The following is a 14959-nucleotide window of genomic DNA, read 5'->3' on the forward strand; positions in this document are numbered from 1 at the left end:
CGCGGGAATTCAGCCGGTGGTCGGCGGGGCGAGCCGGGACAGGAAGGCGTTGTACCAGAACACCGAGTTGCCCTCGCTGTGCACGGCGTACAGCGACCCGTCGGAGCCGGAGGTCAGCTGGTCGACCTGGGCGCCCTTGGTCAGGGAGGTGTCCGACGCCCAGGCGGAGCCGGTCCAGCGGACCAGCTTCGGCGAGCCGTACAGACCGGCGTAGAGCTGACCGTTGTGGTAGGCGAACGACGGCCAGGACGCCGGTGTGTCATGGCGGGTCCAGGTCCTGCCGTTCCAGTGGCTGACCTTGTCGCCGGCGGCGACCCACACGTCGTTCGGTCCGGTGCTGATCACCTCGCGCAGGATGTACATATCGCCCGGGGTCTCCGGCACGGGCACTTCCCGCCACCCGGTGCCGTCGTAGTGCATGGCGAGGGGCTGGTAGTCGCCCGTGGTGTCGCCCTTGTCGCGGTAGCCCACGGCCCAGATGTCGGTGTCGGAGTTGACGTCGACGGCCTCGAACTCGCCCTCGATCCCGGTGAGCTTGGTGGTCTTCCAGCCGCTGCCGTCCCAGTGCGTCACCATCGGGTGCCAGCCGCCGCCGGTGGCGCGGTAGTTGCCGACCGCCCACACGCTGTCGCGGCTGACCGCCTTGGCGGCGAGAACCTCGGCGTTCTTCGGCTCCGGGTTGAGGTTCGACGTCCACTTGGTGCCGTCGTAGTGGTTGAACCGGTAGCTGCCGGTCGTCGCGTGCCGGCTGCCGAACACCCACAGGTCGTTCGTGCCGGTGCCCGCCAGCACGCCGACCTCGGCGTCGGCAGGCGGCGTCAGCTGCTTCCAGGCGGTGGCCGTCCGCTGCCACAGCTTGGGCGAGGAGGTGCACTCGTCGGAGCAGAACGGAGCGCTCTTGGCGTAGGCGTTCTGACTGTCGAAGGGCAGGACGGAGATGCTCGCGTAGGTGGTGGGCACGGTCAGCGACTCCCAGCTCGTCGCGGCGCTCGCGGGCGAGGCGACGAGACCGACGCCGACGGCCGCGGCCGCCGCCGCTGCGAGGACTGTGGCGGCACGCCGCCCGTGGGAGGTGCTCGTGGTCATGTGTGTGCTCCCATGTCGTTTCCGGCGAGGTGCGTACGTCCGTGACGGGTCGGCGTCACGGCAGGAATCCCTCCACCTCCACACCGAGCCCCTGGGCGCGGGCGGAGGCGAGGACGTCGTCGGCCAAGGCCATGTCCAGGACCCCGAGCCCGAACGGCGCGTAGACGATCGTGCGGCCCGGCTCCGGGGTGAACGCGCCCTCCGCGCCCTCCTCGAGCAGCAGCCGGCCGATCGTCGGATCGATGAACTCGCGGTGTCCCGCCGCCTGTACGGCCACGTCGAGCGAGGTGCGCTCGCGCACCGCGTGGTCGACGTCGTCGACGATGTTGTGCGCGTCGAGCAACGACTCCGGCAGCAGGTCGCGCAGCGAGATGTGCAGCACCACCGTGCCCGGCACCGCCGCCTTCAGGTTCAGATGCGGTTCGATGGCCGACGTGGCGACGGAGACCAGGCCGTGCGCCGCGAGCGCCTGCTCCGCGCTGTCCACCGTCACCACCTCGGCGCCGGGTACCAGCGCGGCCGCACGGGCGGCGAAATCGGCGGCCCGCCGAGCCGAACTGTCGTACAGCGACACCGTCTTCAGACCGGGCAGCGCCGCCCGCACATGCCGCAGGATCTCCAGGTTGATCACCCCGCACCCGATCAGCGCCAGGCCGTCGGGGCGTCGGTCGCGGGTGAGCAGCTCGGCGGCGAGCGCGGCGCTGGCCGCGGTGCGCGCGGCGGAGATCAGCGAGCCCTCTATCAGGGCCTCGGGCCGGCCGGTCTCCAGCGAGTTGAGGATGATCGCCGCACTGGCCCGCTCGATCCCCCGCTCGATGTTGGCCGGGAAGGACGCGATCCACTTCATGCCCGCGACCGGGCGGTCCCCGCCCCGGTAGGCGGGCAGGCCGATGATGCGGTTGCGCGGCTGCCCGGGGAAGCGGAGGAACACGGAGTGCGGCACCGCGGTGTCGCCCTGCGCGTGCACGCGGTAGGCGTCGGCCACGGTGCGGATGTTGTCGAGTTCACGGCCGTCGAGGATCTGCGCGACCTCGGAGTGCCGCAGGATAAGCATGACGGGATTCAGTCCTTCCTCAGGTACGCGACGGCCCCGGAACACAGCCGGCGCCGACACGTCGGAACGGATCGGGTCGAGGTCGAGAGCGCGATCACCGCCGCGCGGCCCGGGAGGCGGAGACCGCCGGACCGACGGTCCTCCCCGAGCACCGCGGGTCCCGCTCGGATCACCGGGCACGACGGTCACCTCCCGCGTACCGATCCTGCGGGGAGCGCCTATCAAGGGCCTATACGGCCGGTATGCCGTCGTCCTTCGATGCGGGCCGGTCGGCGACGGGACCGCCCGAGGCCGGGTGCGCGGCGGCCCGGGCGCGAGGTCGGGGCTGGACATCGGTCACTCCATCCGGGAAACGGGATTCTGAAAAGGCGGACATGTCAGCTCGGCATGACCGGCCGACACGGGTACGGGGAAACAGGTGTGACGCAGTTCCGGCCTGTGGACATGGCCGTTCGATCAGGCCCGCGGCAACATGGCCGCGCGGTGCCGCCAGGCATCAAGGAACGGCGACATCACCCGCGAACCAGCGACTCTCCGACACGGGCACCAAGCGACACGGGCCCCCGCGCACCCCCGACAGCGACGCTCTTCTCATTGCCCTTGCGGGAGCGCCGGCTGTCGCGGCATCCCACGGTGCTTCTGCGGCCGCAACAGTGTCCAGCACTCAAGCGGCACACAAGTTGAACCATCCAGGAAACCTCGTGGCTGAGGGACCGGGCGACATATGCAACTACACCAAGAGTCGGCCGAGTCTTCAGCAGGGGGCATCGGGGCCAGCGGTTCAACAGGCCCAGTGCTATCTGAATCAGGCCATAGGCGCAGGCCTGGACGAGGACGGAGACTTTGGCCAGCTCACGCAGACCGCAACGAAAAGCTTCCAGCGATGTGCCGGCATCGTCGTAGACGGGCTCATCGGAGCGCAAACTTGGTCGTTCCTGTCCTTCTGGGCCAACTCCTCGGGTGCTCCCTTCTGTTGATGGGGCCCGGGGCTTAATGGTCCTGTAGAAGGAGAAGCGTCGATGCATGCCGAACGACCTTGCCTTTGGGCTCGGTTCAGTGCTACTCGCGCCCCCGCAAGCAGGGCGTACGCAGTGGCCGCAGCAGGTCGCACCCGGCAGGATCAATGCCATGGACTATCGACATGCCGTTGCGGCCGATGCCCCGGCCATGGCTGAACTGTTCGCGGCCAACCACCATGACGCGCTCACGGAGCAGGAGCGTGCGAGGCAGGGCTTCGTGCAGGGCGGCTTCGATGCCGACACACTGCGCTCGATGGCCGAGAACGGGAGCTTGCTCGTCGCGGACGATGACGGACGCCTGGCCGGCCTGCTCGGACTGGCCTCCCCGGAGAACATGCCCAGTCCGCCCCCGCCGGTCCAGGCACTGCTGGACGCGCAGGATTCGCTGGAGTGGGAAGGACGCCCGCTCCGTTCCACACCCTTCCTGTTCTACGGGCCTGTGGTGGTCGCCGCCGCCTACCGTGGCAAGGGGGTGGCCCGGGGACTGTTCACCGCGGCCCTTGAGGCAGCCTCAGGACGAGCCGACGCCATGGTCGCCTTCATCGAACTGGCCAACCAGGCATCGTGGAGAGTCCACGTGGACGGCTTCGGCATGACCCCTTTGGGAGAGTTCACCATCGGCGATCGTGCCTATGGTGTCGTCGGTGCGTCCACCCGACCAGCGGCGACCCCTGGCACCTGAGCAACCCCCTGACCGCCATGAGATGAGGGGCACCACTGTCGCGCTTACGGACCCAAGCGCGGCCACCAGCCCGAAGGGCTGAGCCAAGCTTCTCCCTCCGCTCACCCTTGAAACCCCCATCATGTCGGTCGCCTCGTCGAGGACGCGAATGAAGCGTTCGACGCTGCGCGGTCGCCCAGTTGGCTGGAGACGACGGACTCGACCTCATCCATGGGTGTCCTCGCGCCAGTACATTGCTTGCGTATACCGTTGTATGGCCATCTCTTGACTTCTCTCCCCCTAGTAGGGCCTGGTCAGGTTCGTATGGGGGTGGGTATGTCGCGGTGGCAGGTGGGGCAGGCACCGTTCCAGGTGGCGAGGAGTGTCTGGAGGTCGCGGACGACCTGGTAGAGGCTCAGACCTGCACGGCGTCTTTTGGGTCTCGTGCCAGTCGTTGCAGGGTGCAGAAGGCGTGGGCGGCGGAGACGAGGGTGACGTGGTGGTGCCAGCCGTTCCAGGTGCGGCCCTCGAAGTGGGCAAGTCCCAGGGCCTGTTTCATCTCGCGGTAGTCGTGCTCGATGCGCCAGCGCAGCTTGGCCAGCCGCACCAAAGTGGCCAGCGGCATCCCGGAGGGCAGGTCTGAGAGCCAGAACTGCACCGGTTCGGGTTCGGTGGCGGGCCACTCGGCCAGCAGCCAGCGTTCGGGCAGTTCAGGACCGTCGCTGGTCTTGCGGACGCCTCGTCCGGCGGGTCGCACGCGTAGGGCCACGAACCGCGAGTACATGCGTTTGAAGGCGCTGATCCCCTTGCCGGGCCGGGAGCCTTCCCTCCAGGACACCGGCCTGGCAGCTGCCCGCCCGGCTGCGATGACCAGCTCTTTCATGGTCTGCGCAGGCTCGGGGTACTGCATTGCCGGTGGCCGGCCGGTGCCCGCGTAAGCGGGCTGGACGGGCCGGGCGTCGGCCGGATGAGCGGTGTGGCGGGAGGAAATGCCCACCACATAGGACAGGTTGCGTTCTTCCAGGCCGTGGCGGAAAGCGGCGGCATCCCCGTAACCGGCGTCCGTGACGACCAGGGGAATGTCGATGCCCCACGACCGGGTCTCGTCGATCATGTCCAGGGCCAGCTGCCACTTCTCCACATGCCCCACCCGGTCGGGGATGCCGCAGCGGGTGCGGCGGGCGACCTTGTCCGGGTCCGCCTCCGCAGAGGCCGGATCCCAGGACGCGGGCATAAACAGCCGCCAGTTCACCGCGGCCGAGGCATGATCCCGGGCCAGATGCAGCGACACCCCGACCTGGCATTTGGTGACCTTGCCCGCGGTGCCGGTGTACTGCCGCGACACACACGCCGGGGCGTCCCCGTCCTTCAAGAAGCCGGTGTCGTCGACGATCAACGCCTCCGCCCCGATCGCCTCCTGCATTCTCCAGGCCGTCCGGGCCCGCACATGCGCCGGATCCCACGGGCTCGTCGTCACAAAGTGGGCCAGCGCCTGCCGGTTGCCGTCCTCACCGAGGCGGGCCGCCATCGGCTCCACCGACTTGCGCCGGCCGTCCAGTAGCAGCCCGCGCACATACGCCTGCCCCCACCGCCTCTGGTCCGCACGGAAGAACCCGTCGAACAACTCCGCCGCGAATGCCTCCAGGTCCTCCCGGACCGAGGCCATCTCCTCAGGTGTCACACCACCCCAACGACCCTCATGGACCAGCGGACACTCCACCCACGAGTGAAGGTGACCAAGCCCTACTAGGGTCGGAATCCGCAGCTGCGAGCGGGGGAGGCAACAGCGATGGGTGACGGCAAGGATCCCGCGAAGGTCCTGGACATCAGGACGGCCGACATCAAGGCGGCGGCACCGGCCTTCCATCAAGGCGCCGTCGATCTGAGCAAGGCGCTGACCACCCTCATCAAGACCCTGGACGGTCTGGGTGAGCCCTGGGGCCACGACGAGCAGGGCGAGAAGTTCGGCAACGCCTACAAACCGCAGCAGAAGAAGATCGAGAGCGGGGCGGGCGTGCTGGTGCTCGGCCTGACGAGCATTCACGAAGCCTTGGTCGACCTGTCGGACGGACAGGTCGACAACGACGAGCTCATCGCGGGCATGTTCACGAAGGTGAAGACCGACCAGCAGAGCGACGGTGCCGGTGAGCGTTGAGGACGAGGCCCGGAAGATCCTGCTCCATCTGGGGCTGTGGTGGCCGGAGGGCGACTCCGACAAGCTGCGCAGCGCGGCGGACGCCTGGCGCACCTTCGCCGAGGCCGTCGACGACGTACGGGCGCCCGTGCACCGCAGCGCGTCCTCGGTCATCCATCACAACACCGGTGAGTCGATCGAGGCGTTCGGCACGTTCTGGGGCCGTTACGCCAAGGACAAGGACGGCGGCTGGCTCAGTGACCTGGCCGACTCCGCGCGGGAGATGGCCAAGGCGCTGGACAAGTTCGCCGACGCGATCGACGACGCCATCACCAAGCTGTGGACGCAGATAGGCATCGACGCCGCCGTGATCGCGGGCGGTGTGGCGCTGGCGTTCTTCACCGCGGGCCTGGCCTCCGGCGCGGCCGTCGCGGCGGCCGACGCCGTCATCGAGTTCGGCGCCACGATGGGCGTCGCCGTCACCGCCACGGTCGCCGAGATCGCGGGCGGCACCCTGGTGGCCGCCGCCTTCGGCGGGGTCGAGTCGATCGCCGTCGACCTCGCGGTGGCGCAGCCGCTGAAGATCGCGACGGGGCTGCAGGACGGCTTCAGTCTGGACGAGGTGAACCAGGCCGCCAAGGACGGCATGATCTTCGGCGGCGCGCTCGGCGCCGGCAGCGGTGTCCTCAAGGCGGGCATGGAGGGCGCGTTCAGCGACACCACCCCGCTGCTGCTGCGCCCGCCCTCGCTCCGCCCCGACCTGGTCGAGCTGGGTCCGGCCGCACGCAACGCCGAACGCACCCCCTGCGTGGGCGAGCCGATCGACGTGGCGACCGGCGCGATGCTGATGACGCAGACGGACCTGACGCTGCCGGCGAGCCTGCCGCTTCAGTTCACGCGCACCCACTTGTCCTCCTACCGGGGTGGTGTCTGCTTCGGCGCGACCTGGATCTCCACCCTCGACGAGTGTCTCCAGATCGACGGCGAGGGCGTTGTGTTCGCGGCTGCCGACGGCATGCGCCTGGTCTATCCGGTGCCCGAGCCGGGTGTTCCGACGATGCCGGTGAAGGGCGCCCGATGGCCGCTGGAGTGGGACGGCAAGCCCGACAGCGCGATGACGGTCACCGACCCTGCCACCGGCGTGGTCCGCACCTTCGCCGCGCCCGTGCCGTCGCCTTCCTTCGGCGTCTTCCATCTGGCGCTGGACTCCTGGAGCGACCGCAACGGCGCGCGGATGGACGTCGAACGCGACGACGACGGCGTGCCGTTCGGCATCCGCCACTCGGGCGGTTACTACGTGGCCGTCGACACCGAGGGCCCGCGTATCACGGCCCTGCGCCTGCTCGACGAACCTCCGTCCCGGTACGGCCCCGACGGCCCGGTGGGCGAGGGAACGGTCGTCATGCGGTACGGCTACGACGGCTCGGGCAACCTCACCGAGGTCATCAATTCCAGCGGCGAGCCCCTGCGTTTCACGTACGACACCGGGGGCCGCGTCACCCGCTGGACCGACCGTAACGGCACCTGGTTCGGCTACGTCTACGACGACCGCGGCCGGGTGACCCGCACCGAAGGCGTCGACGGCATCCTCTCCGGCACCCTGAGCTACGACGACACCACCCGCACGACGACGTACACCGACTCCCAGGGTCACGCCTCGGTCCACCGGTACAACGCCGAGGGCCTGGTGGTGGAGGAGACGGACGCGCTCGGGTACGTCACCCGGACTGAGTGGGACGAGTACGGCGCCCGGCCTGTGGCCATCGCCGACCCCTTGGGCCACACCACGCGGTACACGTACGACGACGCCGGCAACCTCACCGGCGTGGTCCTCCCCGACGGCACACAGGCTCAGGCGGAGTACACGGCGCTCGGCCTACCGACCGAGGTGGTCGAACCGGGCGGGGCAGTCTGGCGGCACACGTACGACGAGCGGGGCAACCGGCTGACAACGGTCGATCCCCTAGGCGCCGAGACACGGTACGCGTACGACGAGGCGGGCCGTCCGACGGCGGTCACGAACGCATTGGGCCATACCCGTACCACGATCCCGAACTCCGCCGGGCTTCCCATATCGGTTACCGACGAACTCGGGCAGACCACCAGCCTCCGCCGTGACGCCTTCGGGCGCATCGCCGAAGTCACCGACCCGCTCGGCCATGTAACGCGGACAGGTTGGACCATCGAGAGCAAGCCCGCCTGGCGTGAACTCCCCAACGGCACTCGCGAGGTGTGGACTTGGGATGGCGAGGGCAACCTCCTCACCCACACTGATCCAGCGGGAAACATCACACGACACACTCGTGGCCTGTTCGACGTCCCCGCGACGCGCACCGATCCCGAGGGCGCCCACTACGCATTCGCCTACGACACCGAACTACGTCTCACGGCCGTCACCAACCCCCAAGGCCTGCAATGGAGCTACACCTACGACGCAGCGGGCCGCCTGATCGCAGAGACCGATTTCAACGGCCGCACCATCACCTACGCGCACGATGCGGCAGGCCGCCTCACCACTCGAACCAACGGCGCAGGCGAGTCCCTCCACTACGTCCGGGACGTCCTGGGCCAAGTCGTTGAACAGCGCGGCGAGGCAGGCGACATCTCGACGTACGCCTACGATCCCAGCGGAGCCCTCAGCCGCGCCACCAACGCCGACGCCGAAGTGGTGCTGACGTACGACGCGTTGGGCCGCTTGTTGTCGGACAGCGTCAACAGCCGCACCACGCTGTACACATACGACGCCCTGGGGCAGCGCACCAGTCGCGTCACCCCCACCGGCCTGGCCACCGACTGGACCTATGACGCGGCGGGTCGCCTCGCCGGACTCCACTCGGAGCACGGTTCGCTGGCCTTCACATACGACGCCGCGGGACGCGAGACCCAGCGACGGATCGGCGTCGGCGCCATCCTTACCCAGGGCTGGGACAGCGCCGACCGCCTCACCACGCAGACCCTGAGCGCCCCGACCTCGGCCCCGGACGCCGAAGGCCTGCTCCAACACCGCAGCTATGCCTACCGCACCGACGGCTACGTCTCCGAGATCCGCGAGCTCACCTCCGGCACCCGACGCTTCGACCTCGACGCGGCCGGCCGGGCCACAGCGGTCCGTGCCCTCGGCTGGTCCGAGACCTACGTGTACGACACCACGGGCAACCTCACGCGGGCCACCGCTCCAGGCCACCCAGAGCCCGACGGACGCTCCTTCACCGGCACGCTCCTGCGCACCGCGGGCCGCACCGCGTACGAACACGATGCTCAGGGCCGCCTGGTCCGCAAGACCCGCAGACTACTCAACGGCCAGACCCGAATCTGGTCCTACACGTGGGATGCGGAAGACCGCCTCACCGCAGCAACCACTCCGGACGGAGAGTGCTGGCAATACACGTACGACCCACTGGGCCGTCGCATCTCCAAACGCCGTGAGGCCACCGACAGCTGCGCAGCCTCGACAACTGACTTCAGCTGGGACGACACCCGGCTCGCAGAGCAGACTGGGACGGACGGGCGAGTCACGACCTGGGCCTACACCCCAGGAACTCACCGCCCACTCACTCAGACCGATCACTGGTCTCACACGCGCACTTCGGGGACGTCCTTCCTGGCTCAGCTCGCCGAGGAGACACATGCGGATCGCACCGCGCACTTCCACGCGATCGTCACCGATCTCGTAGGCACTCCTACCGAACTCGTCTCTCTTGACGGCAAGTTGGCATGGCAGCACCGCACCGCGCTATGGGGAACCCGGTTTCCCGCAGTGGCAGACGACCAGACAACCGTGGAATGTCTGCTCCGCTTCCCCGGACAGTACGCCGATGCGGAAACCGGCCTGAACTACAACCACTTCCGCTACTACGATCCCGAGACCGCCCGATATCTCAGCCCCGATCCCCTGGGCCTCGAACCCGCACCCAACCACCACGCCTACGTGGCAGCGCCTCTGTCGATAGCGGATCCTCTCGGGCTGACACCCTGCGGCATAGCATCGGTGAAGGGGCCCGCAGGGGAAACGCTGCCCCTCCCCAAGGGCGCGACCGGTACGCCTGTCACAACAGGGAAAGGCTGGGCTTACGACATTCCAGCCGGCACCAAGGGGCTCGATCCACGGGTTACGCAAGTACGGGTCATGGATGCGGTGACGACTGGAAAATATCAGTACCCTAATGGATATGTGGTGTATATGAACAAGGCGGGGCAGTCAGTGAACCCCCTAACCGGCCAGACGGTCAGCAAGGCTGACCCTTACAATCACATCCCGATTCCATGATCTCAGTGAACAGCCTCGTTGCATCGAGGCGAGAAATCTCCGCTCTCGCCGAGGCGGCCGATCCGGATCCCCTGAGGGAGGCGGACGCCCTGCAAGAAGCCCAATTGCTCGACTCCCGCGTGTGTCAGCTGACCTCGACGGCTGCGCTACTCTTCGAACTGCGCACCTCACTGCAATTCGACGTCGGTAACGCCGCGCTACTGGTCGTGCGCGGACTGAGGTCTTTCGGCTGGAAATCTTCAGCAGCGCCAGTTCCTCTGGCCGCCATGACCGTAGTATCTGACCTGCCCGATCGTGCTCCCGGTTCGTTCCGCGCGAGATTCGGGTTCTTCCCTGACGCCCAGCTCGACGTCGCGGGTGCGCAGGCAGAGTTCTACGTCCTGGAGGTGGACGGGATCAGTGACGTTCCGCCTGACTACTCGGCCATGAGCCAGGAGCACATCGCACAAGAGCTGCCCGAATGGTCCTCCATGTGCAATCCGCTTCAGGTGTCGAGTACGTAGCGCCGGCCTTCGGGGACGGTTGGCATCGCCGCTGACTGGAGACCGAGACCTGAGATGCCTACGACAGCGAACTCGGCCTCGCATCCGTCACCAATCCGCTGGGTCTGGCCTGGTCGTACACCTACGACGAGGCCGGCCGCCTCGGCTCCTGAGCACAGGGCCCGGCTGTATGCCGTCGTCACCGACGCGGTGGGCACGCCCACGGAACTGGTGGCCGCAATAGGAGATCTGGTCTGGCAGCGCCGTACCAGCCTGTCCGGCACTCACCTCCCGGCTCCGGGGGAGGATGCGTCGCCGGTGGACTGTCCCCTGCGTTTTCCGGGCCAGTACGCCGATCCCGAGTCGGGCCTGCACTACAACCTTCACCGGTACTACGACCCCGAGACGGCGCGGTACATCAGCGCTGATCCGCTGGGTCTCGTCCCCTCACCCGATCACCACGCCTACGTTCCGAACCCACTGGGCTGGACCGACCACCTCGGGCTTGCCGGGAAGGGGCCGTCGGGGCCGAAGAACACACTGGACTTCGGGCAGGGGTACACGGGCCGGCGTGACAACTTCCCAGTGGGCAACAAGGGAAGGGACGTGGAGATCCACGTCTACGACAAGTCCATGCGCGAAGTCGGGCTGTACAACAGCCAGGGCTGGTTCAAAAAACATGGCATCAAGGCTTCGGAAGTCGAGGTCCCGCCCGGCGTGGAGAACTCCATCAAGGGGCGGGTGATCTACGAGCTGCGGAAGGTCGGCCGCATCGGCCCCAAGAGGACCGAGGACATCACCGGAGACAAATGGAGGCGACCGCGTCTCGCCGCGGAAGGATGCACATGAAGTACGTCACGGCCGTCTGGGACGACGGAGGGTTCTCCGTGGATCCGGGGGCCTATCTGGCCGAACTGCCGCGTCTGCGCGCCGACCTGCCCCCAGGCGCCCGGTCCTTCGCCACCGACCCCGGCCACTACGACATCGCGGGCGCGACCCACTGTGTCAAGGATCTGGAACTGGCCGGGGTCCACCTCGCCACCGACAAGAGCGGCAGCCTGGTCCTGGACTTCGCGCCCAACAAGTTCAAGCACGACTCCGGCCTGCGCATCAGCTACTCGGGCGTGACGCACTTCTCCGTCGACTATGAACACTCCATCGACTGGATGCTGGTCGACGCCGTCCTCCTCGACGAAATCCTTCCGGACGAGGACGGCGGTTGCACGCACGAAATCGCGCTGACCGACGCGAGCATCCTGGTCCGCTGCCGGGACCTGGAAGCGGTGTGGGGCGGCAGGAGCTGACGGAGACGGCTTCGGTGGTCTCACGCCACCTGGACCGACTCTCCCCGCACGCGGGCGTCGACGAGTGGACCGCGATCTCCTTGATGGAGTAGTCGCTGGTGCTCATCGCCACTTCGTCTGCGAGGGAGGGGCTGTAGCGCCGGACGTCTTCTGCACTCAGGTTGTGCCAGATCGGCAGGAGCGATTGCTCCCCGGTCACGTTACGGGTGACGAGTCCGTCAGTTCGTGGTTGGTCCAACCCTTGGCGAAGAAGGGGGACGAGAGCACGACGATGCCGAAGCGGCTCGCCCTGATCCCTCATCGATCTTGCCGCAGAGGCTGTGGCCGATCCGCATCTGGGCTTCGTCGAGCTAGACAGTCACGCCCACCTTGGTAAGTGTGTCTCGAAGGGGGCGGGCAACGGCTCCTTTGCCCTCGGACGCGTGGGAGATGAAGACGTCCCAGGTTTGACCACCAAGCGCGTCGCCAGTGGGCTCCTCCGGTTCATGGACCGCGACGGAGCGGGCCGGGCTGCCCTGCGGGTCGCGGGGCGAAGGCAGGAAGCCCGCGGAGGCCGCTGGACTGGACAGACGCAGAGATGCGGCCGGAATAGCCGCCAAGGTCGATGGTCACGACCCACTGTCCGTTACTGGGGATGGTGATCTGGTGAGGCGATCGAGAGACGCGACCGCCCAGGTACCGGTAGCTCTTCCCCGGAGGGCGACGATGTCTGAAGCGGTGTGGAAGCCCACGTCGGCTGGACCCTGGCACTAGTCCTTTTTGGCAGTACTTGTGGGAGCCGTCCGGGAACCGCTCCCCGAGGTCGGCTCCCAAATGGCTCCAAAATGGACCCACCAAGCAAATCAGGCCCGATGCTGATCTTTCAGCATCGGGCCTGACCTGGTGTTTCACTGTCGGGGTGGCGGGATTTGAACCCACGACCTCTTCGTCCCGAAGCAACTTGAGTGCGCCCTCGACCTCGGGGCCGTGCGGCTCTCACCTGCTGCGATGGTCCGCAGGTGTGCGCGGTTGTCCGCAGCTGTCCGTCGGCGTTGTCACGCAGTTAGACACTCACACGGCAAGCTGGAGGGATCTTCAGTCGCCTGCGAACCACAAGTAGCTGCCTGGGGTAGCCGCGCAATGTTCCAGCATCGATGTGAGATCGTCCAGCGCAGCGAGCTGGCGCTCATCAGCGCAACTCCGCCTCAAGCCGTGGATCTCCTGGAGGGCAGCCGCGGCCTCTTGCTCGTTCATCAACGTGTCCCCGTACGGATCGACGGCGGTGAGCCTTCCGGGTACTCCGAGGAGCTGGAGCGAGCCGAGTGCATCGGCCAGTGCGTCGCCATGCCCCTGGGAGCTCCGCAGGAGCGTTGCGCGGGACTTGCGCCAGTTGTTGCGTGCCGGCCGTGCCGAGTGCAGCTCCAGATCAATGCCCATGCTTCATGGTGACGCGCTGCGCTGCTGCATAGCCACAACTGATCACCGGCGGCCGTGACCTGCGGTCGCCTTATCGATCAATGCCTGACCTGCTGCTGAGCTGTCGGCAGCTGTCGACGTTGGTCAACACTGAGCGCCCTTCCACGGCCCTAGGACGGCCCGGGAGGGCGCTTCTGTTGACCAGGTGCTTTAGAAGCAGACAATGGCGCCGATGCCGGGTTGGCGCCCAGGGAGCAGTCCTGCTCAGGTTCACGGCGATCTGCCTACGTCCGTACTCGTTGCCGTCAGCGCTGGCGTCACTGCCGTCGGACGCGATCGCGGGCTCGGTCAGGCCCTCAGCGGTTCTCTGGTGGATAGCTAATGCTGGATGAGTGAAGCGCGCCCATTCGCGGGTTGCTCCTGCTATAACCAGTCGCATGAAGAAAAAGTGGGGGATGGTCCTGCGGGCCTGCAAGGCTGCGGCAGGGAGTTATTGGAAGCACGTTGCGGTAGTAGTAGGGGCTGCGGCGTTCGCGCTGCTTTTGTGGCGAGGCCCTTGGTGGCTTGATGGTGCACATTTGAGGCACGATAATCTCCAGCCAGCCGACGGTGTGGTAATCACTGGCTTTCGGGCCTCCATGGTGGCGGTGTTTGGTGGTGTTATTGCAGCTCTTACGCTGCGGCATAACCGAAAAAAGGATGAGCGCGACGCCGATATCGAGCGAGAGGGGCAAGTTACTGAGCGCTACATCGCGGCAGTCAAGTTGCTGGCTTCTAGTGTGCTGACTGAACGCTTGGGGGGAATTTATGCACTTGAGCGGATCATGCGTGATTCTGAGCGCGACCATAATACGGTGGTTGAAGTTCTTTCTGCCTTTATTCGTGAGCATGCCCGGAAGGAGGATGCGGCCGTAAATGGTGCAGAAGGAGAGGGGGGAGGCGACGGCGGTGGTCGCCGGGAACGCCTCGTGGGTGATCTTCAGGCGGCGATGGAGGTGCTTGGGAGGCGACCTGACCGCCAGGAGCTAGAAGATGAAGGGGGCTTGGAGCGCGTGAACCTTACGAAGGTGGACCTGCGCGGTGTCGAATTGTACTGCCACACCCTAAAGCATGTTGATATGCGTGATGCCCGACTGGACGGTGCGCAGTTTTATATGGTCAACTTCTTTGGGGCGCAGCTTCAAGACTCATGCTTCAATGGGGCCGATTTCTGTTGGGCCGATCTTTCGGTCTGTGACCTGAGCGGCTCCGACCTGCGAAATGCCCGGCTACACGGAGCGCAAATCAAACACTCGACTCTACGGCGGGTTGATTTCTCCGGTGCTGATATGGGCGAAGTCCTCCTGGAAAATTCCGACTTGGCTGAAGCGAATTTGGAGGCCGTCAATTTCTTGAGTACTGATCAAGTCTTGATGGCTCGCATATTCCGGTCGACAAAGCTTCCAGTCGAGATGTGCCAGGATGCACGTGTTGAGGCACGGATTGAAGAATGTGAGGCCGAAAGATTGGCCTGGTTGGAGTCTCGGCGACAAGCTCAACCCTGATCTGGCTAGGGGG

Annotated in this window: 13 protein-coding genes; 8 read left to right on the forward strand and 5 right to left on the reverse strand. The window is 66.7% G+C overall.

What is annotated here, in order from left to right; translation table 11 throughout:
* Positions 1-9: 9 nt before the first annotated feature.
* Both OHA64_RS26100 and sbnB read right to left on the reverse strand, forming a co-directional pair.
* Positions 10-1086, reverse strand: a complete 1077-nt coding sequence (locus OHA64_RS26100; RefSeq protein ID WP_405617084.1) for a hypothetical protein — start codon at positions 1084-1086, stop codon at positions 10-12.
* Between the two features lie 55 nt (positions 1087-1141).
* Positions 1142-2140, reverse strand: coding sequence for a 2,3-diaminopropionate biosynthesis protein SbnB (sbnB, locus tag OHA64_RS26105; protein ID WP_405617086.1), 999 nt, complete (start codon positions 2138-2140; stop codon positions 1142-1144).
* A gap of 374 nt (positions 2141-2514) precedes the next feature.
* Between sbnB and OHA64_RS26110 the strand changes: the two genes are divergently transcribed.
* On the forward strand, positions 2515-3117 hold the full coding sequence (locus OHA64_RS26110) for a peptidoglycan-binding protein (RefSeq protein WP_405617089.1): 603 nt from the start codon (positions 2515-2517) through the stop codon (positions 3115-3117).
* A 151-nt stretch (positions 3118-3268) separates the two neighbouring features.
* Positions 3269-3841, forward strand: a complete 573-nt coding sequence (locus OHA64_RS26115; protein ID WP_405624119.1) for a GNAT family N-acetyltransferase — start codon at positions 3269-3271, stop codon at positions 3839-3841.
* A gap of 394 nt (positions 3842-4235) precedes the next feature.
* On the opposite strand, the gene OHA64_RS26120 is transcribed toward OHA64_RS26115, so the two are convergent.
* A complete protein-coding gene (locus tag OHA64_RS26120) occupies positions 4236-5486 on the reverse strand; it encodes an IS701 family transposase (RefSeq protein WP_405624121.1) in 1251 nt (416 codons plus the stop codon).
* 123 nt (positions 5487-5609) lie between these two features.
* Here OHA64_RS26120 and OHA64_RS26125 point away from each other — a divergent pair, with 123 nt between their 5' ends.
* The 5 genes from OHA64_RS26125 (at position 5610) to OHA64_RS26145 (ending at position 12007) form a co-directional block, all read left to right on the forward strand.
* Positions 5610-5975, forward strand: coding sequence for a hypothetical protein (locus OHA64_RS26125; RefSeq protein WP_405617091.1), 366 nt, complete (start codon positions 5610-5612; stop codon positions 5973-5975).
* Positions 5965-10221, forward strand: coding sequence for a DUF6531 domain-containing protein (locus tag OHA64_RS26130; RefSeq protein ID WP_405617093.1), 4257 nt, complete (start codon positions 5965-5967; stop codon positions 10219-10221). Before OHA64_RS26125 ends, OHA64_RS26130 begins: the two co-directional genes overlap by 11 nt.
* 5 nt (positions 10222-10226) lie before the next feature.
* Complete coding sequence (locus OHA64_RS26135; protein ID WP_405617095.1) at positions 10227-10724, forward strand: hypothetical protein; 498 nt, start codon at positions 10227-10229, stop codon at positions 10722-10724.
* A gap of 297 nt (positions 10725-11021) precedes the next feature.
* On the forward strand, positions 11022-11552 hold the full coding sequence (locus tag OHA64_RS26140; RefSeq protein WP_405617097.1) for an RHS repeat-associated core domain-containing protein: 531 nt from the start codon (positions 11022-11024) through the stop codon (positions 11550-11552).
* Complete coding sequence (locus OHA64_RS26145; protein ID WP_405617099.1) at positions 11549-12007, forward strand: hypothetical protein; 459 nt, start codon at positions 11549-11551, stop codon at positions 12005-12007. The genes OHA64_RS26140 and OHA64_RS26145 overlap by 4 nt, the downstream gene beginning before the upstream one ends.
* 483 nt (positions 12008-12490) lie before the next feature.
* On the opposite strand, the gene OHA64_RS26150 is transcribed toward OHA64_RS26145, so the two are convergent.
* Together OHA64_RS26150 and OHA64_RS26155 are read right to left on the reverse strand one after the other, a co-directional pair.
* Positions 12491-12925, reverse strand: a complete 435-nt coding sequence (locus tag OHA64_RS26150) for a DUF1883 domain-containing protein (protein ID WP_405617101.1) — start codon at positions 12923-12925, stop codon at positions 12491-12493.
* A gap of 156 nt (positions 12926-13081) precedes the next feature.
* Positions 13082-13423 carry a hypothetical protein gene (locus OHA64_RS26155; protein WP_405617103.1) on the reverse strand — a complete coding sequence of 114 codons (342 nt, stop codon included), beginning with the start codon at positions 13421-13423 and terminating at the stop codon, positions 13082-13084.
* Positions 13424-13839: 416 nt separating this feature from the next.
* On the opposite strand from OHA64_RS26155, the gene OHA64_RS26160 reads away from it, so the two are divergent.
* Positions 13840-14946: a pentapeptide repeat-containing protein gene (locus OHA64_RS26160; RefSeq protein ID WP_405617105.1), complete on the forward strand. Its 1107-nt coding sequence runs from the start codon at positions 13840-13842 to the stop codon at positions 14944-14946.
* Positions 14947-14959: the final 13 nt, after the last annotated feature.

Origin of the sequence: Streptomyces sp. NBC_00076, from assembly GCF_045041235.1 — a bacterium.
Taxonomy (GTDB): Bacteria; Actinomycetota; Actinomycetes; order Streptomycetales; family Streptomycetaceae; genus Streptomyces.

Excerpts from the sequence above, each read along its gene's own strand:
- sbnB (WP_405617086.1), bottom strand. The coding sequence starts at position 2,140 with ATGCTTATCCTGCGGCACTCCGAGGTCGCGCAGATCCTCGACGGCCGT.
- OHA64_RS26120 (WP_405624121.1), bottom strand. The coding sequence starts at position 5,486 with ATGGCCTCGGTCCGGGAGGACCTGGAGGCATTCGCGGCGGAGTTGTTC.
- OHA64_RS26160 (WP_405617105.1), top strand. The coding sequence starts at position 13,840 with ATGAAGAAAAAGTGGGGGATGGTCCTGCGGGCCTGCAAGGCTGCGGCA.
- OHA64_RS26125 (WP_405617091.1), top strand. The coding sequence starts at position 5,610 with ATGGGTGACGGCAAGGATCCCGCGAAGGTCCTGGACATCAGGACGGCC.
- OHA64_RS26145 (WP_405617099.1), top strand. The coding sequence starts at position 11,549 with ATGAAGTACGTCACGGCCGTCTGGGACGACGGAGGGTTCTCCGTGGAT.
- OHA64_RS26115 (WP_405624119.1), top strand. The coding sequence starts at position 3,269 with ATGGACTATCGACATGCCGTTGCGGCCGATGCCCCGGCCATGGCTGAA.
- OHA64_RS26100 (WP_405617084.1), bottom strand. The coding sequence starts at position 1,086 with ATGACCACGAGCACCTCCCACGGGCGGCGTGCCGCCACAGTCCTCGCA.
- OHA64_RS26110 (WP_405617089.1), top strand. The coding sequence starts at position 2,515 with ATGTCAGCTCGGCATGACCGGCCGACACGGGTACGGGGAAACAGGTGT.
- OHA64_RS26155 (WP_405617103.1), bottom strand. The coding sequence starts at position 13,423 with ATGGGCATTGATCTGGAGCTGCACTCGGCACGGCCGGCACGCAACAAC.